At 38.4% G+C, this 21,544-nt stretch carries 25 protein-coding genes; 9 read left to right on the forward strand and 16 right to left on the reverse strand.

Going from position 1 to position 21,544, the window contains the following annotated elements:
• Positions 1 to 16 precede the first annotated feature (16 nt).
• Positions 17 to 1,375 (forward strand): RagB/SusD family nutrient uptake outer membrane protein, encoded by a 1,359-nt coding sequence (locus AC1DFM_RS10620; RefSeq protein WP_477076699.1) that lies wholly within the window; start codon positions 17 to 19, stop codon positions 1,373 to 1,375.
• 12 nt (positions 1,376 to 1,387) lie between these two features.
• Here AC1DFM_RS10620 and AC1DFM_RS10625 read toward each other — a convergent pair whose 3' ends face one another.
• From AC1DFM_RS10625 to AC1DFM_RS10665, 9 genes are all read right to left on the reverse strand, one after another.
• Positions 1,388 to 1,708, reverse strand: a complete 321-nt coding sequence (locus AC1DFM_RS10625; protein ID WP_477076700.1) for a hypothetical protein — start codon at positions 1,706 to 1,708, stop codon at positions 1,388 to 1,390.
• 58 nt (positions 1,709 to 1,766) lie between these two features.
• Positions 1,767 to 2,051 (reverse strand): hypothetical protein, encoded by a 285-nt coding sequence (locus AC1DFM_RS10630; protein WP_477076701.1) that lies wholly within the window; start codon positions 2,049 to 2,051, stop codon positions 1,767 to 1,769.
• A 76-nt stretch (positions 2,052 to 2,127) separates the two neighbouring features.
• Positions 2,128 to 2,583, reverse strand: a complete 456-nt coding sequence (locus AC1DFM_RS10635; RefSeq protein WP_477076702.1) for a MauE/DoxX family redox-associated membrane protein — start codon at positions 2,581 to 2,583, stop codon at positions 2,128 to 2,130.
• Positions 2,584 to 2,860: 277 nt separating this feature from the next.
• Entirely contained in the window at positions 2,861 to 3,868 is a 1,008-nt protein-coding gene (locus tag AC1DFM_RS10640; RefSeq protein WP_477076703.1) for a helix-turn-helix domain-containing protein, read from the reverse strand.
• A 3-nt stretch (positions 3,869 to 3,871) separates the two neighbouring features.
• Positions 3,872 to 4,318, reverse strand: a complete 447-nt coding sequence (locus tag AC1DFM_RS10645) for a helix-turn-helix domain-containing protein (protein WP_477076704.1) — start codon at positions 4,316 to 4,318, stop codon at positions 3,872 to 3,874.
• Positions 4,319 to 4,658: 340 nt separating this feature from the next.
• Complete coding sequence (locus tag AC1DFM_RS10650) at positions 4,659 to 5,009, reverse strand: type II toxin-antitoxin system PemK/MazF family toxin (protein ID WP_477076705.1); 351 nt, start codon at positions 5,007 to 5,009, stop codon at positions 4,659 to 4,661.
• The gene (locus AC1DFM_RS10655; RefSeq protein ID WP_477076706.1) at positions 5,002 to 5,478 is read right to left on the reverse strand and encodes a hypothetical protein; all 477 of its coding nucleotides are present in this window, start codon (positions 5,476 to 5,478) and stop codon (positions 5,002 to 5,004) included. The genes AC1DFM_RS10650 and AC1DFM_RS10655 overlap by 8 nt, the downstream gene beginning before the upstream one ends.
• Positions 5,475 to 5,750, reverse strand: coding sequence for a hypothetical protein (locus tag AC1DFM_RS10660; protein ID WP_477076707.1), 276 nt, complete (start codon positions 5,748 to 5,750; stop codon positions 5,475 to 5,477). The genes AC1DFM_RS10655 and AC1DFM_RS10660 overlap by 4 nt, the downstream gene beginning before the upstream one ends.
• Positions 5,751 to 5,853: 103 nt before the next feature.
• Entirely contained in the window at positions 5,854 to 6,276 is a 423-nt protein-coding gene (locus tag AC1DFM_RS10665) for a hypothetical protein (protein WP_477076708.1), read from the reverse strand.
• 722 nt (positions 6,277 to 6,998) lie between these two features.
• Here AC1DFM_RS10665 and AC1DFM_RS10670 point away from each other — a divergent pair.
• Positions 6,999 to 7,889: an FRG domain-containing protein gene (locus tag AC1DFM_RS10670; protein WP_477076709.1), complete on the forward strand. Its 891-nt coding sequence runs from the start codon at positions 6,999 to 7,001 to the stop codon at positions 7,887 to 7,889.
• 40 nt (positions 7,890 to 7,929) lie between these two features.
• A complete protein-coding gene (ligD, locus tag AC1DFM_RS10675; protein WP_477076710.1) occupies positions 7,930 to 8,883 on the forward strand; it encodes a non-homologous end-joining DNA ligase in 954 nt (317 codons plus the stop codon).
• Between the two features lie 59 nt (positions 8,884 to 8,942).
• Here ligD and AC1DFM_RS10680 read toward each other — a convergent pair whose 3' ends face one another.
• The 3 genes from AC1DFM_RS10680 to AC1DFM_RS10690 form a co-directional block, all read right to left on the reverse strand.
• Positions 8,943 to 9,425, reverse strand: a complete 483-nt coding sequence (locus AC1DFM_RS10680) for a hypothetical protein (RefSeq protein ID WP_477076711.1) — start codon at positions 9,423 to 9,425, stop codon at positions 8,943 to 8,945.
• 29 nt (positions 9,426 to 9,454) lie between these two features.
• Entirely contained in the window at positions 9,455 to 10,750 is a 1,296-nt protein-coding gene (locus tag AC1DFM_RS10685; RefSeq protein WP_477076712.1) for a hypothetical protein, read from the reverse strand.
• A 192-nt stretch (positions 10,751 to 10,942) separates the two neighbouring features.
• Positions 10,943 to 11,590: a hypothetical protein gene (locus tag AC1DFM_RS10690; protein ID WP_477076713.1), complete on the reverse strand. Its 648-nt coding sequence runs from the start codon at positions 11,588 to 11,590 to the stop codon at positions 10,943 to 10,945.
• Between the two features lie 385 nt (positions 11,591 to 11,975).
• Here AC1DFM_RS10690 and AC1DFM_RS10695 point away from each other — a divergent pair, with 385 nt between their 5' ends.
• The 6 genes from AC1DFM_RS10695 (at position 11,976) to AC1DFM_RS10720 (ending at position 18,207) form a co-directional block, all read left to right on the forward strand.
• Entirely contained in the window at positions 11,976 to 12,446 is a 471-nt protein-coding gene (locus AC1DFM_RS10695) for a LexA family protein (protein WP_477076714.1), read from the forward strand.
• Positions 12,443 to 13,702: a Y-family DNA polymerase gene (locus AC1DFM_RS10700; RefSeq protein ID WP_477076715.1), complete on the forward strand. Its 1,260-nt coding sequence runs from the start codon at positions 12,443 to 12,445 to the stop codon at positions 13,700 to 13,702. Before AC1DFM_RS10695 ends, AC1DFM_RS10700 begins: the two co-directional genes overlap by 4 nt.
• Positions 13,703 to 14,018: 316 nt before the next feature.
• Positions 14,019 to 15,815, forward strand: a complete 1,797-nt coding sequence (locus AC1DFM_RS10705; protein ID WP_477076716.1) for a hybrid sensor histidine kinase/response regulator — start codon at positions 14,019 to 14,021, stop codon at positions 15,813 to 15,815.
• Positions 15,816 to 15,922: 107 nt separating this feature from the next.
• On the forward strand, positions 15,923 to 16,828 hold the full coding sequence (locus AC1DFM_RS10710; protein WP_477076717.1) for a UbiA family prenyltransferase: 906 nt from the start codon (positions 15,923 to 15,925) through the stop codon (positions 16,826 to 16,828).
• A gap of 129 nt (positions 16,829 to 16,957) precedes the next feature.
• On the forward strand, positions 16,958 to 17,440 hold the full coding sequence (locus tag AC1DFM_RS10715) for a hypothetical protein (RefSeq protein WP_477076718.1): 483 nt from the start codon (positions 16,958 to 16,960) through the stop codon (positions 17,438 to 17,440).
• 2 nt (positions 17,441 to 17,442) lie between these two features.
• The gene (locus AC1DFM_RS10720) at positions 17,443 to 18,207 is read left to right on the forward strand and encodes an SOS response-associated peptidase (RefSeq protein WP_477076719.1); all 765 of its coding nucleotides are present in this window, start codon (positions 17,443 to 17,445) and stop codon (positions 18,205 to 18,207) included.
• Positions 18,208 to 18,339: 132 nt separating this feature from the next.
• On the opposite strand, the gene AC1DFM_RS10725 is transcribed toward AC1DFM_RS10720, so the two are convergent.
• The 4 genes from AC1DFM_RS10725 to AC1DFM_RS10740 form a co-directional block, all read right to left on the reverse strand.
• Positions 18,340 to 18,846 carry a hypothetical protein gene (locus tag AC1DFM_RS10725; protein ID WP_477076720.1) on the reverse strand — a complete coding sequence of 169 codons (507 nt, stop codon included), beginning with the start codon at positions 18,844 to 18,846 and terminating at the stop codon, positions 18,340 to 18,342.
• A 45-nt stretch (positions 18,847 to 18,891) separates the two neighbouring features.
• Complete coding sequence (locus AC1DFM_RS10730) at positions 18,892 to 20,184, reverse strand: hypothetical protein (protein WP_477076721.1); 1,293 nt, start codon at positions 20,182 to 20,184, stop codon at positions 18,892 to 18,894.
• A gap of 161 nt (positions 20,185 to 20,345) precedes the next feature.
• Positions 20,346 to 21,197: a DUF72 domain-containing protein gene (locus AC1DFM_RS10735; RefSeq protein ID WP_477076722.1), complete on the reverse strand. Its 852-nt coding sequence runs from the start codon at positions 21,195 to 21,197 to the stop codon at positions 20,346 to 20,348.
• A 3-nt stretch (positions 21,198 to 21,200) separates the two neighbouring features.
• A complete protein-coding gene (locus tag AC1DFM_RS10740) occupies positions 21,201 to 21,410 on the reverse strand; it encodes a hypothetical protein (protein WP_477076723.1) in 210 nt (69 codons plus the stop codon).
• Positions 21,411 to 21,544 lie beyond the last annotated feature (134 nt).

Below are 21,544 nucleotides of genomic sequence, written 5' to 3' on the forward strand. Positions count from 1 at the left end.
ATTAAAACGTCTATTTATGAAAAGGTATAAATTATCCTTGTTTTTTCTACTGTATTCAATCTTAGCCTTAAATATATCCTGTAAAAAGTATCTGGAGGAAAAGCCAGACAAGAAACTTGTTGTACCGTCAACAATTGATGATCTTAGGAGCCTTTTAAACAACGATGATGTGATGAACTGGGCTGATCCTAGTTCGGGAGACATGGCTTGTGATAATTTATTCCTTTTGACTACAACATGGAATGCTCTGTATGATCTTACCGCCAAATACGACTATATCTGGGATGATAGGACTAATCATGAAAATGAATGGGCTGATATCTATTTAAGGGTATTCAATGCCAATGTAATTCTTGAGAATGCTGATAATGTAGGTGGTACTGCATCAGAAGTCAATGATGTTAAGGGTCGGGCTTTATTTTACAGAGGGTATACTTTTTATCAGATCGCCCAACATTACTGCGTTCCATACAACGAAGCGACTGCAGAAAGTGACTTGGGAATTCCGCTAAAGCTCAAATCCGATATCAATGATAAAACGATGAGGGCAACCGTAAAAGAATCTTACTTTCAGATGATTTCAGATCTTAAACAAGCCTCTTTATTACTTCCAGTTAAGGTAACATTCCCTACTCAGCCTGGTAAAGCAGCCTGCTACGGTGCATTGGCAAGGTGTTATTTGGCAATGGCAGATTATCAAAATGCTTTCCTGTATGCTGATTCTTGTCTTCAAATTAACAGTAAGCTTCTGGATTTAAATGACCTGAACCCAGATGATGCGGCTCCATATGCTCTTTTCAATAAAGAAGTAATCCTTCATTATAAAACAAGAGGTGGCTTAAGTTTGACGCAATCAAGAGGAAAAGTGGATTCAGCATTGTATGCGTCCTACAGCGATAATGATCTTAGGAAAACGCTGAACTATAAATCAAATGCTGATGGGTCTCATAGTTTTAAAGGAAACTATGATGCAACAACCGGATCATCTATGTTTAGTGGAATTGCCACCGATGAAATATTTCTGATAAGAGCTGAATGTTCTGCCAGACTTAATAGACCGGCAGAAGCGCTGACGGATTTAAATACACTCCTAAAGACCAGGTGGAAAACCGGCACATATGTGAATTACCAGCTTCATGACAATGCAACTGTTCTTAGAGTTATCCTCAAAGAAAGACGTATGGAGCTTGCATTTAGAGGAACAATCAGATGGGCAGACTTAAGAAGACTTAATAAAGATTCATTTTCTCAGCAAAAAATAGAAAGGAACTTAACTGGTCAGGTTTATTCACTTGCGCCCGGGGACCCAAAGTATACTTTCTTAATCCCACAAAACGTAATAAACGTTACAGGAATACAACAAAACAAACGATAGGGGAGGCCTTATTTAAAATGGGTCCGACTTGAACTTAACGTCAATATAGGCATTGGATGGATTCTGAATTTCATACTGCAGAAGTGGAGTGATTTTAGGGTATGAGTTGACAGGGGAATTGTCCTCAGCTACAATATAACAGACAATCCCAAGGTCAGTCTGACATAAGTACTGGGGATTTCCTAAAAATTTGATGTAGTTACTGGGGATTACCGGATTTAGGGAATCTGCCTTCAATACCCATACATAAGTGGTCTTTCCAATATCGTTTATAGCCTTGTTTGATTGAAGTAAGAATCCCAAAAGAATAAGTAATATAGAGTACTTTTTCATATTGAATTCTTTAAAAAGGGAAGGAAAGGGCATAAAACCCTTTCCTTCTTCCTTTAAATTAAGGTTTGAACTTAACGTCTGTGTAAGAATTAGACGGATTGGTGATGTGATTAAGCAAAGTTGCGCTCAGAATAGGCTGTGCACCACTAGCAGGAGCTACGATGTAGCAAACCCTGTCCAAAGCTGTGGAACAACCACTGCCAACACCTGCTTGATAATTAGCAGCTACAGTAGGATCCAGATCTGGGCTTTTCAGAACCCAGGTTTGATCAGCAAAAGATTGAGCAGCAAATGCACTAACAGCCAATAATACTGCAACGGCAGTTAAACGGATCTTTTTCATTTTGTGTGGTTTTAATGATTAAACAATGAAGTTTTATTTAACAAAGTTTATGATCTAATTTATGGGACTACTACTGTTATCTTCGAGAATGGATCATTATTTTCCTGCTTCTATATGTCATGACAGTGGCAACTGCAGTCACAAATACATAAATAATATTAACTACCAGGTGTTGTTTCCAGCTCAGATAGCTGATGATTCCCCCGCATGAGCATGGCATTTTTTTGTCAATATTAAAGAGTGCAGCTATGTAGATTGTAAATGATAGGAAAAGCATTAACGACACCATAAATCCCAGGTATTGCGTTTTCGGGAAAAGCAATAAAAGGCAAGCAACTATTTCCATCCATGGAATTACATAAGCAATCAATTTTGAATTTTGAGCGATTAGGTCCAGAGGCGAAGCATAAAGTTCTGCCTTAAATGCGGCCATGTGCCTAATCTTATCAAAACCGGTATATAAGAACATTGCTAAAATTAGTACTGCTATCACAAAAATCACAGTATCGGAATTTCTCTTTAAGAATTTCATAGTCTTTATTTCGTTGTGGTGCATACATACCCCTTCTGTAACTTATTCATTAGAATAGTCCAGGTGGCTAACATCAATAATAAAAAGAGATTATATTTTAAATCATGGTTTCTTTATTATGGAATGGCTAACTATCGTTTCCTTTCGGATTGTGGTAACTACTGATTTACGATACTCATAAGTGAATTACTCTGAATCAAATTTCGCTTTTCTTTTTAAATAATCGTTGTATAAATGCGGATAAAAACTTGTATAAATTCAACTAAAATGAACAATTTTACTTCAAATCCCCGCCAGAAGTATCTTTCCATTTTTTACGAAATTGGCTGGGCGTGATCAGAAATTTCGACTTGAAGTTTTTAGAGAAGTGAGCTGTGTCGAGATAGCCTACTCTATTAGCCACTTCATTGATTGGCAGGTTAGTTTCACTCAACAGAGACGTGGATATTTCCATTCTTTGATCCGTTATAAACTCCTGGACTGTTTTGCCTGTAGACTTCTTAAATGCTCGTTCTAACGTAATCAAATGAATATTATTTTCAGTTGCCAACTGGCTTACCAGTAGCTTCTGCCCGATATTTTGCTTTATATACTGTGCAACATCTTCAACAATCTTTGAGTGTCTTCCTAAAACTAACGTATCAGTACTTTCCATAGTTTGGAGATCCTGCAGATATTGAAGTAATATATCACTGATCCTGTTTTGAACATATATACGGTGCCCCGGACTTTCAGGATCTGAGGCACGTATTTTGGAGATCTGCTCACGGATATTCATATTGATGTTGCTTAGGTTCAGCTGCATTCCTTCGTCATCAGCCCTCAAAAATCGTTCATATACCTCCTGGAGGAGGGGGTGATCCTGTGCGAAATACCGTAAATATTCTTCCTCCATTTCAAAATCTATAGTTTCATAAATACCTTTACTGAAGTATGCAATGTTTCTAATTTGTGGAGGAATGTAATAAAGAGCGTACTTACCGGCAATAAGCGGTACCCTTCCCTTACCTTGCAATTTACAGAACAAGTCTCCTCTTAGCATGCAGTTTATAGCAACCGTCGCCTTTCGGACATTTGGATAGAGACAAACTTTGCTCGCAATCATGAAATGCTGTTGACTAATGGTATAATAGGCGGTATCATAATGTTGCCAAATGAAAAAACCAAACGGTCCTCTGGTAAATTCAGTTTCGGCGCCAGGTAACCTGTACTTTTCATACTTTTCAGGCAGTATATGTGTCACTTCAACCTGGGCTCTCATTTTGGACGAAACATCAAACTTCATTCATTAATTTTTAATGTGATCAATTACTTCCTGATCAAAGTTATCAGGTAGCATATTTTGTATCCTCTCGAAATCGCGTTTAAAGTGTATATATCTGGAATATCCTAGAATTTCAGCTGCCTCCAGCGGCGAATATCCAGCTCTAATCAGTACAATGGCTTGGCTGACACGTAAGTACCTTCGATGATTACGGAAAGTCCTGCCGAATACGTGCTTAAAACCATTATTGAGTTCTTTATAATCCATTCCTCTATGTCGGGCGTAAGAAATGTGCCTTTTAATTCCGCTGTTAAGGTGAAAAACAATGTGATTCTCAATTTTGTGTACAAGTGTAATCTCTGCTGCGGTCAACGGAGAACCTTTATTGTCATGGTTTTTCCGGAAGGCATTGTATTGTACCCTCAGAAATTTTAATGGATTTAAACTTCGAATAAGGCGTTTCCATTTCATAACCAAAACTGTAGCGGCCTTACCAGGGATAAAACCAGGTTACAAACATTAAGTTGTCATGCACAGAGATATAGTACAACTACATATGGTGTTATGTATCACATGAATTTACAAAAAACTTGTTATAAAGAGGTCTGAAAACGCCGTAATGCGCTGCTTTCGCAGTGTAATTTCTGCCTAGATAATTTGTTGGCACAACCATTGGGAATAGCTTAAAGGATAAACCACCCAGGATAAAAAATTATCAGGTGGTGTATTTGAAAACGGTTAATCCTATTTGTATTTTAATGCCACCCTGGATATAAAATTATCAGGTGGATCACCTATATGTCGCCCATTCTTAGACTTTTAAAAAATCGTAAAGATTGGAGTTGATTCGCTGCATTACTTCACTTTCAATCTTTCCGATTTTTGTTGAGATCAAATACCTGTCAAGGGTAATGATTTTTGATATTTGAACATAGCTCTGACCTTTAAGCCCATTTTCTGGTGTTGGTTCTACAGGTATGTAAATTGCCGGTGGATTGCTGTTTAGCAATGTTTTATTTATCCTTGATGTTATACAAGCCACAATGAGATCACTGGCTGATTCTGCCAGTATCACCGCTGGCCTTAGCTTACAATCGCTTAAGTCGGTAAATGGCACCAGGATAAAGACAATATCTCGTTTGGTTAGCTTTGTTTCATTCATTTTTGCTTTGTTTTACATGGTTGGACTTTACCGGTATTCCATATTTTAAAAGGAATACCTCAGCAAAATCACGCATCTTTTTTCGAATCTCTGGTCTGTCTTCCTGAGAACTTACCTTCCTGATGGTGCCGAGGTGCTTAGCATGGTAAATTTTTACAGGCCCACCTCTTTTCCGGTGCAGTGCAGCAACCATTCGGATGTTATGGAAATGCTGTTCAACTATTGTGAAGGTTCCCAGCCAGTTAATTTCATGGTCTGGTATTTTTTGCTCAATAAGTTTAGCAAGTTTATATAAGAAGTCGGGATCACTCAGTTTATAGTTTTTGATTAGGTGAACTATATGCTTTGATATATTTCCGGGTTGGACTGATTGATCGATACTATCAACTGGTATTTTGTAAATAATCATTTCGCCTCTGCAGATTTGAAACTCAGAGCCCTTATCCAGGATGATGATTTTTTTTGTCATGACAAATTTTTTTCGATTTTTTCGAGGTGAATGGCTTCAAGGTTTAGAATCTGCTCTTTTAAAGAAATGACCCCTTCACAAAGAGCAATCAATATTTGAACAAAGAAGAACCAATCAGCTCTTTGGAGTCGGTCGTGTTCATCAAACGATTCATGCTCCAATGCAATTGAATAAAGCATGAAAATTCTTTTCTCGTATTCCTTTTCGCTGGAATACAAATCCAGCAGTTTAGTGCAGGTATCTATAAAGTTGAATGATACTTCTAAGTTCATTTGCAAACATTTTAAATTTCAAACAATAGTTTCCCTGACCGTAGACTATAGTCTGCAGACAGATCTTTTGTAAAAATGAAATTGGAAGATTTAAGTGTTGTGATTACAGTTTTTCCATAAAGATTGCGAACTCTTTGATAGTTGCTTTTGCTGCATTATGAATTTGCCTTAATTCATATGCCTGAATTGCTGGATGGTGAATTTTTCCTTTGCTCAAGGCACGAAGCTTTTTTCTTCGATAGAATGTGGCCTTGCTCCACCCCAGATTAAACATGACATTGCTTCTGAAATATTCTCCGAGATTGTGCATTCGAATATCCAGATCATCAAGGGGGTTTGAAGAAAAAGGGTCGTTTGGAAAAAGCCGATCAGAATGTTGCCTTATGATGCTGAAAGCAGAATAGAGAACATCACGTTCTGTGAGGATACCCGTACAGGGGCGGGGTTCAATGATCACATCGTCAAACAAATTGCTCTGCGGCGTGTCATCGGGAAATTGCTGCATTAAAAATTGCGATTGTTCCATCTTGGTTGATTTGATTAACAATAGAGTGTCCAAATAAGAATTGCCTTATTTTAGGGTTATACTACTCGCACGTTATCGGGTTTTGGCTGCAATTTGAACAAGAGGAAGAGAATCAATTTGACGTAGCCGTTATCGTTATGATATTTCAAATATATAGCAAATATTAACTTGCCGGGTTAAAACCCGGCAATATTTTTTGATACAAATTTTATCACGTTAAAGAACTATTGGTTCTTATTATTTATTCGGAGATAATTTTGAAAAATTCTATTTCGATCGAGAACAAGTAAAATCCAATGGTAAGGGTTTCAATTTTTACCTTTTTATTTTCGGCATCAATGCCCTGGTAATGCTTATGAGCTATGCCGATAGTATAAGCATTGGTTTGAAAATTATTAATGGCTAAGTGAATTGTGTATCCTGTCGAATTTTTTAACCCTGAGTATACTGAAAAAATGATAAGGGTAAGCCATATCAAAATTGTGACTATCATAGACTATAAAATTGAGAAATCAGAGATGAATAATTGTTGGAGATAAAAAGAAATGAGTTATAGATGAGATTTAGAGGCTTTTATTATCCCTTCTCCCGGAGAGGATACCATATCCCTCCCTCCACCCTCAAAATTATTGTCTTTTTCGTATTTGAACAATGGCTAGTTCTTTTGTGTTATTAGCCAAATCGTTATATTTAGTTATTCCTATAAATTATCTTTTGTACCAATGCTTCCAATAGAAACAAAGATTTGGTCTCCATACTGGAGAGAGGTACTTGACATATCGCATCACTTTCGTCATCCTAAGGAACCTAAAAAATATTATGGTAACTGGGAGTTTGAGGCGTCAGTTAGTAAGGTTCGACAATCTCCTGGATACCCTATAATAACGTTTCGCAGTCTCATAGAGCAGGTTGCCTACGTTACCCTCAATAATACTCAATTTGAAATGTTCTACAGGGGACAATCTGGGGACTACAAGGATAAGAACGGCAAGACGGTTATTTATCCTTCTATCTGCCGCCCTGAAAAAAAATTCGATGGTAAGTTAAAAGCTTCGATTCGGCAATCTACTCTAACCTTAAGATACCAGGACTTGTGGGAATTAAAAGAGCTCGCCAGAAGAGAATTTCGAATGCATTACGGGATGGACGAGGCTTATTATTCATTATTTCAACATTATGATGTGACGCCGACTCCCCTTATTGATATCACACAATCGCTTAGAGTCGCTGCTTCATTTGCCCTTGAAAGAACACCTACCGGTTTTTTATATATGTTTGGGCTGCCATATCCACATGGAAGCATTTCTCATTATATTGATCATAATATTTTATTGATAAAGCTTCAGAATGTGTCACCGACCAATGCTTTTCGTCCCAGGTACCAGGAAGGCTATCTGGTTGGAAAGTTTCCTATTCGGTCCACCAAAGAAGGAGGCGATAATCTTGCCAGGAGGCTGGTTGCAAAATTCAAACTGGATAATACTACCGATAGTTTTTGGGATCCCGATTTTACCCCTATGCCTCCAGAAGTAATCTATCCAACAAAGGATGAAGCGAAAGAAAATTTTTTGAAATTAAAGGAGCGATTTACTGCAGGCAGAAAAGGCATTTAGTGTAGATCTTGTTCGGCCTGCCTTTTGATGGAGTTTTATTATGGCAGTACAGAATAAAACAATTGGGTTTAAAAAGCCAATGAAGGCCACATTGGTCAAGGGTTTTCCGTCCTCCAGTGATTGGTTATATGAGAAAAAATTTGACGGTTATCGTACCATCGCTGTCATCTCTAAAAGGAAAGCCATTCTTTACTCGATATCTGGGATCAATGTCAGCAATAACTATATTAAAGTTATGGAAGAGTGCGCTAAAATTGGCAATGCAGTTGTTTTGGACGGCGAGCTAATAGCATTAAAAGCCGGTAAAGAACATTTTTCCAGCCTACAGCTATTTAAATCTGAAACAGGGGCAAAGCTAGAATACTGTGTGTTTGACTTATTGCATCTGGACGGCCATGACCTTACAAAACTACCTTTAGTTCAAAGGAAAGAGCTACTTCAGTCTATTCTCAAGCCTTTGAAATCCCGTGTAGTCAAGTATGTAGTGCATAAATCGGATGGCCCAGCATTATTTGAAGAGGCTAAAGAGAAAAACTGGGAAGGTATTATCGGCAAAAGAAATGATAGTATTTACTTTCCCGGTAGAAGAACACCAGACTGGATTAAAATAAAGACCACCAAGCGCCAGGAGGTTGTGATCATTGGCTATACCGTCCCTGAAGGATCGCGTAAATTTTTCGGATCACTTTTGCTCGGATATTACGAGAAAACAAAGCTTGTATTTGCCGGCAAAGTTGGAACAGGCTTCTCCGATAAGACCTTAAAAGATGTCTTTGAAAAAATGCAGCTCCTCAAAGCGGTGAAATCTCCATTCTCCGAAAAACTGAATATTGCCACCAAGGCTTCAGATATCACCTGGATAAAACCCAAGCTGGTTGCCGAAATTAAGTTTATGGAATGGACTCCAGATGGGAAAATGCGTCATACAAGTTTTCAGGGACTTCGTACCGATAAGAATCCACTGGATATAATTAGAGAGATTCCAGCAGGGTAGTGGAAGTTAGTTCTCAAAAAAAGGGTACACAACAATTGCTGCGTACCCTTTTAAATTCTTCATTTATTTTCCTTTACTTCAAAGAATTGAGGTATTCCCAGTATATTGACATTATATTCCACATGTAGCGGATATGTGCTTTCAGCAACTTGCAGTTGAAAATTATATTCTTTTGTTTTACTTGAGAACTCAATCCATTGAAGCGACTGTTTACTGAATGCCACGATTCCTAAAAGGATTTTCACTTTGTTTCCTTCAAAAAGGGTTGAATCCATTATACCTTTTATATTCTCCTGGGAATTAATTTTAGTCTGCAGGTCTGGTGTCATGGTTTTCATCCCTTGAAAATATATTTCATAGGCAGTTAAATGCTGATCCAAAAGCGCTTCAGACAGGCATGTTGATACTGACTGCCCATTATATTCAAAAGGAATAAAAATCACCTCCTGCGGGATAGTGGTAGAATCCGGAGCAATGATAATTCCTTTCATTTCCTTTAAGAACGGATCATTTTCTCTTGCGAGCTGAATCAATGTGGTCATCGACAATAAACAGATTAATATTTTAGCTATCATGGACATGCGACGTATTGCACAACTGGAATAGGGTTAATTGAATTAAATGGCGGCGTAGCTGTCACTCTACCTTGTCCTCGCGTCAAGCCCATAAATATTGAATTAGCAGTGCTAAGCCAAAGGGACGAAAGCTGTGAGGACGTTAAATATATATCTGCTTTAAAGGCATCGTGCATGGCGTTTTCTCCATCATTAAACGCCTGAGCTGCATATAGCGTCGCCAGATAAGGTGTAAGTACCACAATACCGAAAGTATCCTTATACGGCCCTTGGAAATACATTTTCGGCACCTCAACATGTCTTTCTACATATTGCCTGGAGTCCCCGTCATAGAACTTAATATTGCAATGTGCAGTTGCAATACAGGCTGTTTGCCATAATTCATGAGTGGTGGTAATCACAAATACGAATTCCTGCGGACAAATATACTTAAAATCATTATAAGAGGGGTGTATCGGATCTACAACAGGGCCTCCGCCACCTCCACTTGTTCCACCTGGTGGGGGATAAACCGGAGGTAGCGGATCAATGGGATCATTGTTGCAAAACACCTGCCATCCATTACCTGTAACTGTCCATACGGCCGAAAGACACTGGCTTAAACTTGGAATTCCGCAATCAAGTATTTGTGAGGGGTGGCCTTGCCCTCTGGTATAAACAACGGTAAAAGTGCCGTCACAGGGACTTGTCCAGGTACATTCATGATAATAGAGACACCCATATTCTAATGCAGTTTGTGATGCATCTTGATGCGACTGTCTTGTGTTATAATTACCTTTAGCCAGCTCTCCTCGGTCATATGTGAAAATCGCTTTTCTATTATCTGCCAGACTATATACCAGCATATCTCCAGAAAATGAATTTCTTTTATCCTCCGGATCCTTAGGTATCACCGTTGTTTGATAAAACTCAAGCTTGTTACCCTTCTTTCTCCCAATAAGGTAACGTACAACTTTATCGAATGTCACATTTGCTGTTTCATTCTTCTTTTTCAATTTGATTTTTCCGGAAATCGGGAGGTAATAACAGAGATTGGAGTCGGTGTCATAAATTGTAAAACCCTCGTCCCAATTTGGGACCAGTGTCAGAGACATAGAATCATTGATTTCTGAAGTCAGCTTTGCTGATAAGCCTTGTCTGTTGAAATCAGTTTTTACGGAGTCAAAGGTTTTTACTGCCTGGGCATGTTTATCCGGTGGCAAGTCATTTTTTTTACAGCCAAAATAAAGGCAGCCCATTACAAGAAGTAAAATGGGGAATAGCCACAGTGGGGCATTTAGTGCTCGTTTCATTTTTAGGGTGATTAGGGGTGATTTTTGCTAATTAATTTTGGTTACGAACTGGTCGAATTGATCTTATTTTGGGTTAATGGGCACATAACAATTGAATATATGCAAATAATTTATTCATTCAAATTTTTCTATACATTTCAATCTTCCTCGTATGTCTACATTGCTTATTGACTTAATGAACCCTGGGAAGCCTTATGGCATTACAAATGTATTTTCTGCGAAATATCCATCAAAAAGAAAATGGTATATTGAATACGGGTGTGTAGGCGTATAATCTGCCATCTGCCCGTATGGAACGGCTTCAGCTACCTTGCTATTGAAGAGTTGTAAATGGTTGATGTAATTATTTTGAGGGAAATACTTCTTAATATCGACAGTCACCCTTTCGATTATCGGTTTGATATTATCAAAAGATAGGTGATTCGTAAGCGATACGGAATTAATTGGGTATATCTTTCTGCGTTGAGAAAGCGCTATTTGGGACGTGATACGATAAAAATCATGAATGAAATATGTATAGTAATCACATAAAAGCGAAATCGTAAAAACTATCTCAGTTCTTCGGTTCATATCTCCAGAAATTTCTTCCTCATGTAAAATGGACATTGTATAACAAGGAAATTGACGGGATGAGTAGTCCAGTACTTCATAATCCGCTGCCGAACTTTTGAATGAGTTGAAAAGAGCAGCCCCTGCGGTCTGTTCTTCATTTATCATTGATGTAATTTTTTTTTCAATTATCTCCATGATTTTTTTCTCCCCTGGATAACCAACAAGCGTTTTCATACCAACAGGATAGTATTCATGAATTTTTTCCAAAAGATTAAAGTTGGGATCCATTGTTATCTTGATTGTTGAAGCAAGTTATTAAACATTCCGGAAAAAATCTTTCGATTCATGTGAAGGCGGATTTAATTGAGATAAGATAATTTAAATAGGATTACTCAATCTAGGGGTATGTAATAAGGCTACTGATTTTGGCTCTTCTACTTTTAAATTTATCGAAAATAATTTGATGCGAACAAAATGCAGTGACTTTTCATTTTATCTGGAAAAGATTAGGGTTATCAAATGCAGTCCAAATTATCTTGTTGATTGTGAATTCTGTTTATTTTGATTTTCAAACAGTAACATATATCACTAATATAATTTTAATGCCAGAGCTATAAATGCTAAAATATTTGGCATAAAATTGCTATTATATTTAGCATTAAATAGATTTTTTATGAGAGCAAGTGCCAGCGTAAACATTGTGGACTTTTTGTGCCTGCCAGAAAACCTCTCAATCCTTATTCGTTTTATTGACGCATATATCCCTGCCGGCTTTCCATCACCAGGAGCTGACTTTGCAGAAGAAGAAATAGATCTTATCAGGGAGTTCGGGCTTGACCGACCATCCGTTTTTGTAATGCGCTTGAACGGGAATAGTATGGAAGGAAGCCGCAATGATATTTTTATTCCTGCCGGCAGCATTGTCACCGTAGACAGATCAAGGAAAGCCAAACCAGGAAACCTGGTTGTTGTGTCCTTAAATGGAAAATTCATCCTGAAAATTTTATCCAGAATTAGTGGGCGGTATATACTTACATCATCTAACCCCAGTTATCCAGCAATTGAAGTTGGGCAGGAAGACGAATTAATATTTTTTGGAGTTGTAGACCTGGTTATCTGGAAAGCAAATACAAAACCCTCATGATTTTCCTCATAGATTGCAATAACTTTTATGCAAGCACAGAACGTGTGTTCTGCCCAGCGATGCGGCACAGGCCCGTGGTAGTGTTAAGTAACAACGATGGTTGTGTAATAGCACGGTCCGAGGAAGCGAAAACCGCTGGTATAAAGATGGGGCAAGTCGCCCACCTCTCGGAGAGGGAGTTTTTAGAGAAAGGAATTGAGGTTTTCAGTAGCAACTACACCTTATATCACAGTATTTCCACGAGAGTGATGAAGATCATCTCCGAATTAGCTCCGGAGGTGGAATTCTATTCCATCGATGAAGCCTTTGCTGATTTTTCAGGAACCAAGTATCTAAATCTTTATCGGATTGCCAGGTGGCTACGTGCGCGAATACTACGAGAAGTCGGTATTCCTGTTACAATCGGCATTGGTAGAACACGAACTTTGGCTAAGATGGCCAACAGATTTGCAAAAAAAGAAAGAAGAGCCTTGGGAGTTTATTACCTTGATCATCCTGACAAGGAAGAAATGGTTCTGAAATATACAAAAGTTGAGGATGTTTGGGGAATCGGTCGGCAGTACAGCAACATGTTAAATCTTCATGGGGTAATGACCGCCTGGGACCTGACCACGATGCCGACTGATTGGGTGCAAACTAAAATGGCCGTGGTTGGGAAAAGATTGGTTACTGAACTTCTCGGAACACCGTGCGCCGATCTGGAGATAGTTGCGCCAGCTAAAAAAACTATCGGAATGGCCAAAAGCTTTGGTAAGCTGCTGACAGAGTATAGTGAAATCCAGGAAGCGCTGGCCAATTACGTAGCTGCAGTTGCAGTTAAACTACGCAAACAGGATGGTTGCGCACGATCCGTATATGTATTCGTGACAACCAATCCATTCAGAAATGAACCACAATATAGCAGATCAATAGAAATTCAATTACCAGTGGCCACGTCTTCAACTTTGGAGCTGCTGAAATATGCCACGAAAGGCCTCATTGCCATTTTTAGAAAAGGTTACAAGTACAAGAAAGTAGGCATTTTCCTAAATAACCTGATTGCCTCAAGTGCAATACAAGGATCTTTCTTTGATAAAGTAGACAGGACAAAGCAAGACCTGCTTATGGCGTCACTCGATAAAATTAATAAAAGCTTTCAGGGTAGGGAAGTAGTCAAATTTGCATCACAGGGAAATAAAAAAAGCTGGGGGCTCCGCCAGCAGAAGGTTAGTGCAAAATATACAACAAGACTAAATGAGGTTATAACGCTTACATAACCAGGGAAAGAAATGGGCAGCATACCAAACCTTTAGTTATTACGTTTTTAGCTAAAGTAATTTTAAGGCGCGCGTAAACGTTGTACCAGAGAGGCATGCGATGACATGAATAGCATAAAAAAAATAAGGGTCGAAATTAAAAAAGCTAATTTGGACAACAGCTGGTTTGATTTTTTAGCTTATTTTCCCAATGGCCAAATGTTAATACGCATTTCGTTAATAAGCAATTAACATTCTAAGTCTGTTTTATAACTAGCTTCAGAATAGTTTAGTTCTTATACTCAATGCCCTCAAAAAATCAGATAAGTTAATGATTATGAGCCCTACATCCACTGTTACTAAAGCATTAAGCCAAACCAAAAAACTCGCAATCTCCGTTCTGGCGGTAATTAGCAAAATTATTAATCTCGGGGCCGATAAGGTTAAACCGGAAGAACGGAATTCTGTTCGTATCATAAATAAGCTGGCACTTGAAACGGGGTTAATGGTTTATGGCATTGGATCGCTTTTTTATCACCTTGTTCATTCCAAACCACTGATCTACGGTGTAGCCTTTGAAGGAACCGCCCTGTTGGCACTTCTGTTAATTAATAAAGCAGGGAAGCCAAAAATTGCGGCTTTTTCGATGCTGAGTATACACTGCTTTTCAGCCATTTACTTTGGAGCTCTACTCGGCATGGCGATTAGTACTGAACTGGTAGTATTTTTCCTCGTCGTTTTTCTGGTGCTAGGTTCATTTTTTATATTCAGGGATTATAAGGTACTCGCATTCAATTTAGTGGTAACCGTGGCGCTGACTGTAGTCATTGAATACAATAATTATCACCGGATAATCGTACCTATTGAATTGAACCATTACAACCTTTTCATCTTTAGGTGGTTTTCGATTGGTGGTATGATGGTCTTGACATTAACCGTATCCTGGGATTTTGTGGATAAATTTAAAGAGTTGCTCAACCGGCTTGTTGAAAATGAAAGCAACCGACGTACTTACCTTGCTGAAACCTCCCATGAGTTAAAATCCCCACTGAATACAATTCTTACCCACGCTTCTTTTATCAAATCAGAAATTGAAAAGGCGGGAGCAAGCAAAGATCAAATGTTGGCTATCTCAAAATCAATTGATAGCATCATGGACTCCAGCACGCATGGTATTAAAGTAGTAAATAATGTCCAGGAGGTTTCAAAAATTGAATCGGGAAAGCCTTCAAACATAGTCTTAACTTCATTTAAAGTAGTTGACCTATTTAAGAAGCTGCAGCACACATATCAACTGACAGCTGAAAATAAATCCCAGAAAATCGTAATACTTTATACGAAAAACAGAGTTCCTCAAAGAATTACTACTGATGAAACCATGCTTCGTCAGATCCTTCTAAACCTGATATCGAACGCATTAAAGTATGGCCCCTTCGAATCGACGGTTACTGTTTCGATTGACTATACAGCTGGTAACTTCATTGTTAGAATACATAATGAGGGTGATCCGATTCCGGAAGCAACCAAAATGGAAATATTTGACTCGTATGTTTCCTCCGATTACACAATTGGAGGAGGTGCGGGTCTGGGCCTGAGAATATCAGCGAACCTGGCCAAACGCCTGGGCGGAGAAATAAAAGTATCTTGTGATGAACTTCCCCCAGGTATAACCTTTGTAGTACAGATTCCTGTCCAGATCAATGAAAGGCTCTCTCCATCTGAAAGTCAATTCATTACATTCAACGAAAAAATCTCGCTTTTTAAAAACAAAAAGGTATTAGCCATCGATGATGACACTGTAATGCGCACTGCTTTACAACTTTTATTCAGCGAGTCCGATTTCCATCACGCTTTAACTGGAATAGAAGGTTTGAAAATAGCAGAAGATTTACTGCCAGACTTAATTTTGCTTGACGCAGTGATGGCGGGGGAAATCGGGGGAAAAGAAACTCTGATCCGACTTAAATCAAATAATAATCTTAAACATATTCCGGTAATAATGGTGACGGGAAACTACTTTAAGGAAACGGAAAGTGAATACCTGGCTGCCGGCGCTGCCTATTTCCTAACAAAACCGATCGCTGCGAAAAGCCTGCAGGCTTTATGCGAAAAGGTTGAAAACAATAGCATATAGAATAGACCTACAAATCAATATGATATAACCCGATTTGTCCAAAACCGCCCTTGGCTGTTATGATCTTGCATTTTGTTTTCCTAAATTAGGAAACAACTTGCCAAGTCATGTCTATACTATGTCACCCTCTAAATGTCACCGGTGAACTCAGAATTATCTGGAAATTCATCAACAACGATATAAAGGACACTATTGCTCCGTCGCTAATCGCCTTTTTCACTTCCTGGTTTTTTTGCGATAATCGGCTAAGCCTACTTCCTTTTTGCCTGGTTAATTCTATCGTCTATGCGGTCCTGTACATTCTCACATTTTGCATGCTCAACCAGGTTAATTCTGTTGAGGAGGACACCATAAACAAACCTTATCGCCCGCTTCCCTCAGGCCTCATTACACGAAGGCAAACCTGGATAAGGATAATTATTTATAGTATGCTTTTTCTCTGTTTCGCTGCGTTCTTACACATTTTCTGGATATCAGTTGCTTGGCAGATCGTTACCTATTTTCTCAACGTCTTTGGAGGAAGTAATCACTGGATAACAAAAAATTTAGTTGGAATGACGGTAGGAACATTCCTGCTACTGGCTGCACAATGGGAGATTGCATCTCCAGGAGAAAGGGTGGATATGAGTACAGTACTATACTGGAGCTTTATAAGTCTTTGGGCTGGGTTTGCGCTTCCTATCCAGGATTTTCGAGATGTTAAAGGCGACAGGCAAATGGGAAGAAAAACCCTGCCACTAGCCATCGGCGACAAGAATGGACGAAATCTCATGGCAGTAGAATATATTTTATTTCTGCCATTGCTTTTCCTTGCGGCTATGCTTTCACAAAAGTCATTGTGGCTATTGATTACTGATCCAATTGACCTTTCTATTTTGATAATACAGTTTTTAACTCATTGGGTAATCGCATTTCGCCTTTGGTCATTCAGAAATCCAAAACAAGATGATCGGACATACCACCTGTATGTATATCTGTTCTGCGCCGGGGTACCAGTGATTTGTTATATCTAGGTCTTATCCTATCCTAAATGTATATAAAACGGACTATTACGACATCTTCATTAAACGGAAATTCGTATATTTATTCTGTGCTGCCTACCCAATGACTTATTATATTTAATATATTATTAATTGTAATATATGGTTTATAATCCATGTCATTTATTTCTGGAGGCTTTAATAGATGCACTTAAGTATAGCGGCTTCAAATTTTACGTACGCCAGTATTATTATAGAGGAAATAAAGACTCTGATAAAGGTTATCTCCTTTCTCACTACAGAACCAGAGAAGAGGCACAACGACATTTCGATACAATAGCCCATGACCCATCAAGGTATATTTATGATGTTGAGGTGGAAGAAGACCTGAAAAAATTGAAAATTGCAGCCTCTCAACCACCAGGATATAAAATTTTCACTTCCTTATTTGCTTTCGAAAAGTGGTCAGTGCCGGAAGAAATTCGGGATAAACTGGAATATTACATCAGACATAGGACCAGTTTCAAATCTGGAAGAAAGGAAATTCAAACAAAACCGATCATGCTATTGGGCGAAGTTTATCTGGAAATCAAACAAGGAAAAGAAATTATCAAAGTTTCTCTTTTTGAAATCGAAAATGTATAATCATGTGCTATAACCTAAGCTTTAATGAAAACGTCGAATCAATCTTTGAATATCTGCCTGGTTTAACAGCTGGTCAAATTGACCTGAATTTTGAGCCGGCGCCATATTTAAACGGTTTTTCCTATGCTTTGTACCCGGTAATAGTATGGGAGAATGGTCGAATGGTAATAAAAATGATGGAGTGGGGATACATGCCAGATTATGCAAAGGGATCTGTAATCGATAAAGAAACCAATAAACAGAGATTATTAAATACAAGATCGGAAAGAATAGTTGATGACACACGATCAGTATGGTTTAGAAACCGGGAAAAACGTGTATTGGTACCTGCAACCGGATACTTTGAACATCGGCATGTCACAGGAGTAAAAGGGCGAAAAACAGTACCTTACTATATCCACCTTAGAGAAAGAAAGAAGTTTTTACTGCCTGGCCTTTGGACTAAATCTAAAATACCAGACATTAACGGAAATTACCCTGATACGTTTTCAATTACAATCAGAGACGCCAATTCAATTATGCGTGGTATACATAATGGTGGAGATAATCCCAATAGAATGCCGCTAGTTGTTCCGCCGCCCATAGAAAGATCCTGGCTAAACCCAAATCTAAGCGATGCTGAAATGAAATTAATATTCGACTACGAAATTACCTCCGAGGAACTTGAATATTATAGCGTGAAAAGTTTGGCTAAAGCAGCCCGAAACGATAGGACTGTACTGGATCCGGTTAAATGGGAAGGGGAAGAGGCGTTGATAGCAGCATAAGTCCTTTCTCCTGCAGCATAAGCAGGAAAGGCTACCTTTTATAAAAAGGTAGCCTCCGATATTAATAGCATTATCGCCTTTTCTTAACATCTATCTGACTTGGCAAATAGATGATCAACTAAAGGAAATTATCTAACGAACGACTTGATAGGCTCTCAATCGTATAGGTAGCAATTGAAAAGATGGCATTTTCACTACATTCTTACCTATATCCTCTTTTAACATTTTCTTCATTCGACTATCAGGAATTGAGTCCGGGCAAGGTTTGATATAGTAGTAGTAATAAACGAAGGGTTGGTAAACCTCGAAATTGTGACTAGCGCTGGGAACTGCACGGGTCCAATTAGTTTCTCGGTAAAATGGAATAACCCTACTAAATTCATCCCTGAAGCCTTGTGGTAAATCTCTCGAATAATCAATACTATCCGACATCTTCCCATTCCGAATGTGAAATGTAATAGTTGAATAAACTGTGCATTGGGTATCCTCCGGCATTGGCGGAAATAAAACTTGCCCTAATTTTTCGAATAATATTTTAGTATGTGAGTTATCAATCAATTTTGTTTGAGAGAAAGCCTCACTGCTAAATAAAGCAATTAGCCCTATGATGAGGTATGTCTTCTTAATATTTGACTTCATATATACCTATTTTGTGATAAATGGCAGAGAATTGATATTCGTGGTTTACTGGCATTTTGTACCACTAATACCTAGCCTATAATAACTATTAGTCGCTTCCATTTTGTTTCGATCTGCTAATGGCATTGCCTGATATACGTCAGTTTTTTCAAGACCTCCCCAGCTTAGGGCAGTTGCTTCTTGATAATCCATATCTGGAAACATTTCGGTTAGAGCATCGGCAAGAATACAAACATAGTCATTAGCCATTTTTCTATGATCTCTAGTATCTCTGTCCTCCTTTGTAGGATCCCATTTCGCTAATGCAAAATAAGCGTGTAATATTTCGTGCATTATTGTAATTACTATATATTCCTGAGAGGCATTCTGAAGGTTTGTATTACTTAGTATTATTCTTGAGTAAGCATTGGGATAGACACCACCTGGCAAGTTCTTTGCATCAGCCGTGCCGGTATTTCCCGAGTAGAATTCCAAGGTGGATTTAGCCTTCACTCCGAAAAACTGATAAAGCATAATACTATATCTTCCAGCAAAAATTTGTCCTTTAAGATTACTCAATGCCTTTTTTTGACATTTATTCTTTAAACTGTCAACTACTTTTTTTATTTCATACAACTGTGTGATGGGGACAACGGCTGGAGGACCACTACTTGTTCCGCCGCCACCGCCACCGGCACCGCCTCCTCCAGTAGATGGAGGGTCTTGGCACACCATTGTTGTTGACCTATAATTGCAATCCCAATGCGCGCCGTCATCGAAGGTTCTACAATCGTACCAATCCGTAACAGTACAGATTGTTGGAGCAGTATTTTCAGTTGATGGAGATTTCTTGATAGAAGTAGAAAATGTAGCGGGCGAAATTTTGTTGTTTTTGTTAGTCCAAGCGCTTATAAAATTGCCTTTCCAGTCTTCTACCTTTGTGACGCCTTTAAAAGGTAGCTGCCCCAGTACATAATCTTTATCAGGTATCTGGGTTACCACTTCATAATGTTTAACCCCTTTGGGATTAGTGTAAATCTTTAAAAAGGTCATCTCAGAGGCAGAAAGGTGGCTACCGTCACTGATAGTAATGTATTTCGCTTTTGAAATAAAAACGGGGACAGTTACCATTGTTCCGGTGATGTCCTGAATTACCTTAGCGCCACTCCATATGGGAAATTTATCCGGACGCTTATTTTTGCTTTCATCTGGGATAACTTCAGCGTTAAAGTAATTGTAAGCTGCGTCAATGATTTCTGACTCAGATGCAGCATTCGTAGGCTGGCTAGTATCCTTTTTGTTACACGCGAAAATTATCGCACCGAGGAAAACTACAGCAAAAAATAGGACTCTTTTCATGAATTTTAATTTGGTTGAATATTAATTCATGCTTAAAACAGAAATTAACTAGGGTCGGGTTATTGCATAATTGGGGATTAAATTAATACTTGAGGAATATTAATTATTCTATCTGAAGATAAGTTATTATAATGATTAAAATCACAGTGGATTTGTTTCTTTTATGTCAAAAGGAACATACGTTTGACCTGTTGACTGTAAAGAATTGATTGAGGTTCATTGGGTAGATGTAAAAAAATGAAAGCCTCCGATAGCCCTTCCGATCTCCATTTTTCAATGCGATCGTGCCATTGAAGGAGCCTTGAATCATCTGTTGGTGTACCACCAAGACCAACATATCGAAGAAACAATTTCGGGACTGTAAGAGTTATGTGTTGCATTAAATCCCTTCTGCCTGGTGTGTCAGTAACCACAAGCCCAGTATTGAAGTGGGCTAATCCATTTGTAAGGTGATCGAACATTTTGCTGTCTGAGAACCACTGCGGATCACGAACTTCGACGAAAAACTGAAGGTCCTTTGGCAAAATGGCTATATAACCTAATAGATTTGCAAGTTTTTTGGGTGGAAAATTGTTAGCTACCTGCAGAAGGATTGGACCAAGGTTTTCTCCCAGGCCACGAATACCGTTGAGAAATGAAGATGTAGCATCTTCAACATCGAGAAGATTGCTGAAATGGCTTATGCGATTTGGGAATTTGGGACAAAATAAAAATAGATCATTGTTGACCATTTCTTTCAAAGCCCTGCACTGTTCTGATGTGTAGCTTCTATAATGAGTTCCATTAAATTCAATTGAATTGAAGACTTTGGCATACTCGCCAGGGAAATGGTCTTTCGTGATACCTTTAGGATAAATACTTCCTATCCAGGTCTTATCCCCCCAACTGGGAAACCCCAGATAGATGTGACCCAACCCTGTCCCACGTGACAAGACATGTAAATTCTTTGGAGAATCTACTGGGAGATCTGAATTGAAGGCATCATAGTTATTAAAATCTGATCCGAATTGCATAATCTACATGTAATAACTTTCAATTTTATCAGCAATAGCTATTAAAAGATCACTGTCAACTGTTGGATCGGGTTTTACGGGGCATAAGTCGCCATTTTCGTTTGCTGAAAAAATAACCTTAAGTCCCATTATCTTATAACTCATTATACCCTTCTTCTGGAGAGGGGAGACTATATACAAATGGTTATCGATAATGATTTCAAAATCAACCATGATATTAATATTAAATGTATAAATTAATACATCTATGCTTACGTTATTAAATTTACGTTATTTGGTGAAAATAACCCTTGTTTTGTGTCAATGAAGTAAATTACCAGAAGTCATTAAATTGGTCCTTATAATAA

This window comes from Chitinophaga sp. 05T412 (genome assembly GCF_056396465.1).

What these genes read in the sequence shown, in the direction of transcription:
- AC1DFM_RS10705 (WP_477076716.1), top strand. Translation starts at nt 14,019, where the DNA reads ATGAGCCCTACATCCACTGTTACTAAAGCATTAAGCCAAACCAAAAAA.
- AC1DFM_RS10625 (WP_477076700.1), bottom strand. Translation starts at nt 1,708, where the DNA reads ATGAAAAAGTACTCTATATTACTTATTCTTTTGGGATTCTTACTTCAA.
- AC1DFM_RS10640 (WP_477076703.1), bottom strand. Translation starts at nt 3,868, where the DNA reads ATGAAGTTTGATGTTTCGTCCAAAATGAGAGCCCAGGTTGAAGTGACA.
- AC1DFM_RS10710 (WP_477076717.1), top strand. Translation starts at nt 15,923, where the DNA reads ATGTCTATACTATGTCACCCTCTAAATGTCACCGGTGAACTCAGAATT.
- ligD (WP_477076710.1), top strand. Translation starts at nt 7,930, where the DNA reads ATGGCAGTACAGAATAAAACAATTGGGTTTAAAAAGCCAATGAAGGCC.
- AC1DFM_RS10630 (WP_477076701.1), bottom strand. Translation starts at nt 2,051, where the DNA reads ATGAAAAAGATCCGTTTAACTGCCGTTGCAGTATTATTGGCTGTTAGT.
- AC1DFM_RS10680 (WP_477076711.1), bottom strand. Translation starts at nt 9,425, where the DNA reads ATGACCACATTGATTCAGCTCGCAAGAGAAAATGATCCGTTCTTAAAG.
- AC1DFM_RS10665 (WP_477076708.1), bottom strand. Translation starts at nt 6,276, where the DNA reads ATGGAACAATCGCAATTTTTAATGCAGCAATTTCCCGATGACACGCCG.
- AC1DFM_RS10695 (WP_477076714.1), top strand. Translation starts at nt 11,976, where the DNA reads ATGAGAGCAAGTGCCAGCGTAAACATTGTGGACTTTTTGTGCCTGCCA.
- AC1DFM_RS10720 (WP_477076719.1), top strand. Translation starts at nt 17,443, where the DNA reads ATGTGCTATAACCTAAGCTTTAATGAAAACGTCGAATCAATCTTTGAA.
- AC1DFM_RS10735 (WP_477076722.1), bottom strand. Translation starts at nt 21,197, where the DNA reads ATGCAATTCGGATCAGATTTTAATAACTATGATGCCTTCAATTCAGAT.
- AC1DFM_RS10670 (WP_477076709.1), top strand. Translation starts at nt 6,999, where the DNA reads ATGCTTCCAATAGAAACAAAGATTTGGTCTCCATACTGGAGAGAGGTA.
- AC1DFM_RS10700 (WP_477076715.1), top strand. Translation starts at nt 12,443, where the DNA reads ATGATTTTCCTCATAGATTGCAATAACTTTTATGCAAGCACAGAACGT.
- AC1DFM_RS10730 (WP_477076721.1), bottom strand. Translation starts at nt 20,184, where the DNA reads ATGAAAAGAGTCCTATTTTTTGCTGTAGTTTTCCTCGGTGCGATAATT.
- AC1DFM_RS10645 (WP_477076704.1), bottom strand. Translation starts at nt 4,318, where the DNA reads ATGAAATGGAAACGCCTTATTCGAAGTTTAAATCCATTAAAATTTCTG.
- AC1DFM_RS10690 (WP_477076713.1), bottom strand. Translation starts at nt 11,590, where the DNA reads ATGGATCCCAACTTTAATCTTTTGGAAAAAATTCATGAATACTATCCT.
- AC1DFM_RS10620 (WP_477076699.1), top strand. Translation starts at nt 17, where the DNA reads ATGAAAAGGTATAAATTATCCTTGTTTTTTCTACTGTATTCAATCTTA.
- AC1DFM_RS10635 (WP_477076702.1), bottom strand. Translation starts at nt 2,583, where the DNA reads ATGAAATTCTTAAAGAGAAATTCCGATACTGTGATTTTTGTGATAGCA.
- AC1DFM_RS10660 (WP_477076707.1), bottom strand. Translation starts at nt 5,750, where the DNA reads ATGAACTTAGAAGTATCATTCAACTTTATAGATACCTGCACTAAACTG.
- AC1DFM_RS10650 (WP_477076705.1), bottom strand. Translation starts at nt 5,009, where the DNA reads ATGAATGAAACAAAGCTAACCAAACGAGATATTGTCTTTATCCTGGTG.
- AC1DFM_RS10715 (WP_477076718.1), top strand. Translation starts at nt 16,958, where the DNA reads ATGGTTTATAATCCATGTCATTTATTTCTGGAGGCTTTAATAGATGCA.
- AC1DFM_RS10740 (WP_477076723.1), bottom strand. Translation starts at nt 21,410, where the DNA reads ATGGTTGATTTTGAAATCATTATCGATAACCATTTGTATATAGTCTCC.
- AC1DFM_RS10655 (WP_477076706.1), bottom strand. Translation starts at nt 5,478, where the DNA reads ATGACAAAAAAAATCATCATCCTGGATAAGGGCTCTGAGTTTCAAATC.
- AC1DFM_RS10725 (WP_477076720.1), bottom strand. Translation starts at nt 18,846, where the DNA reads ATGAAGTCAAATATTAAGAAGACATACCTCATCATAGGGCTAATTGCT.
- AC1DFM_RS10685 (WP_477076712.1), bottom strand. Translation starts at nt 10,750, where the DNA reads ATGAAACGAGCACTAAATGCCCCACTGTGGCTATTCCCCATTTTACTT.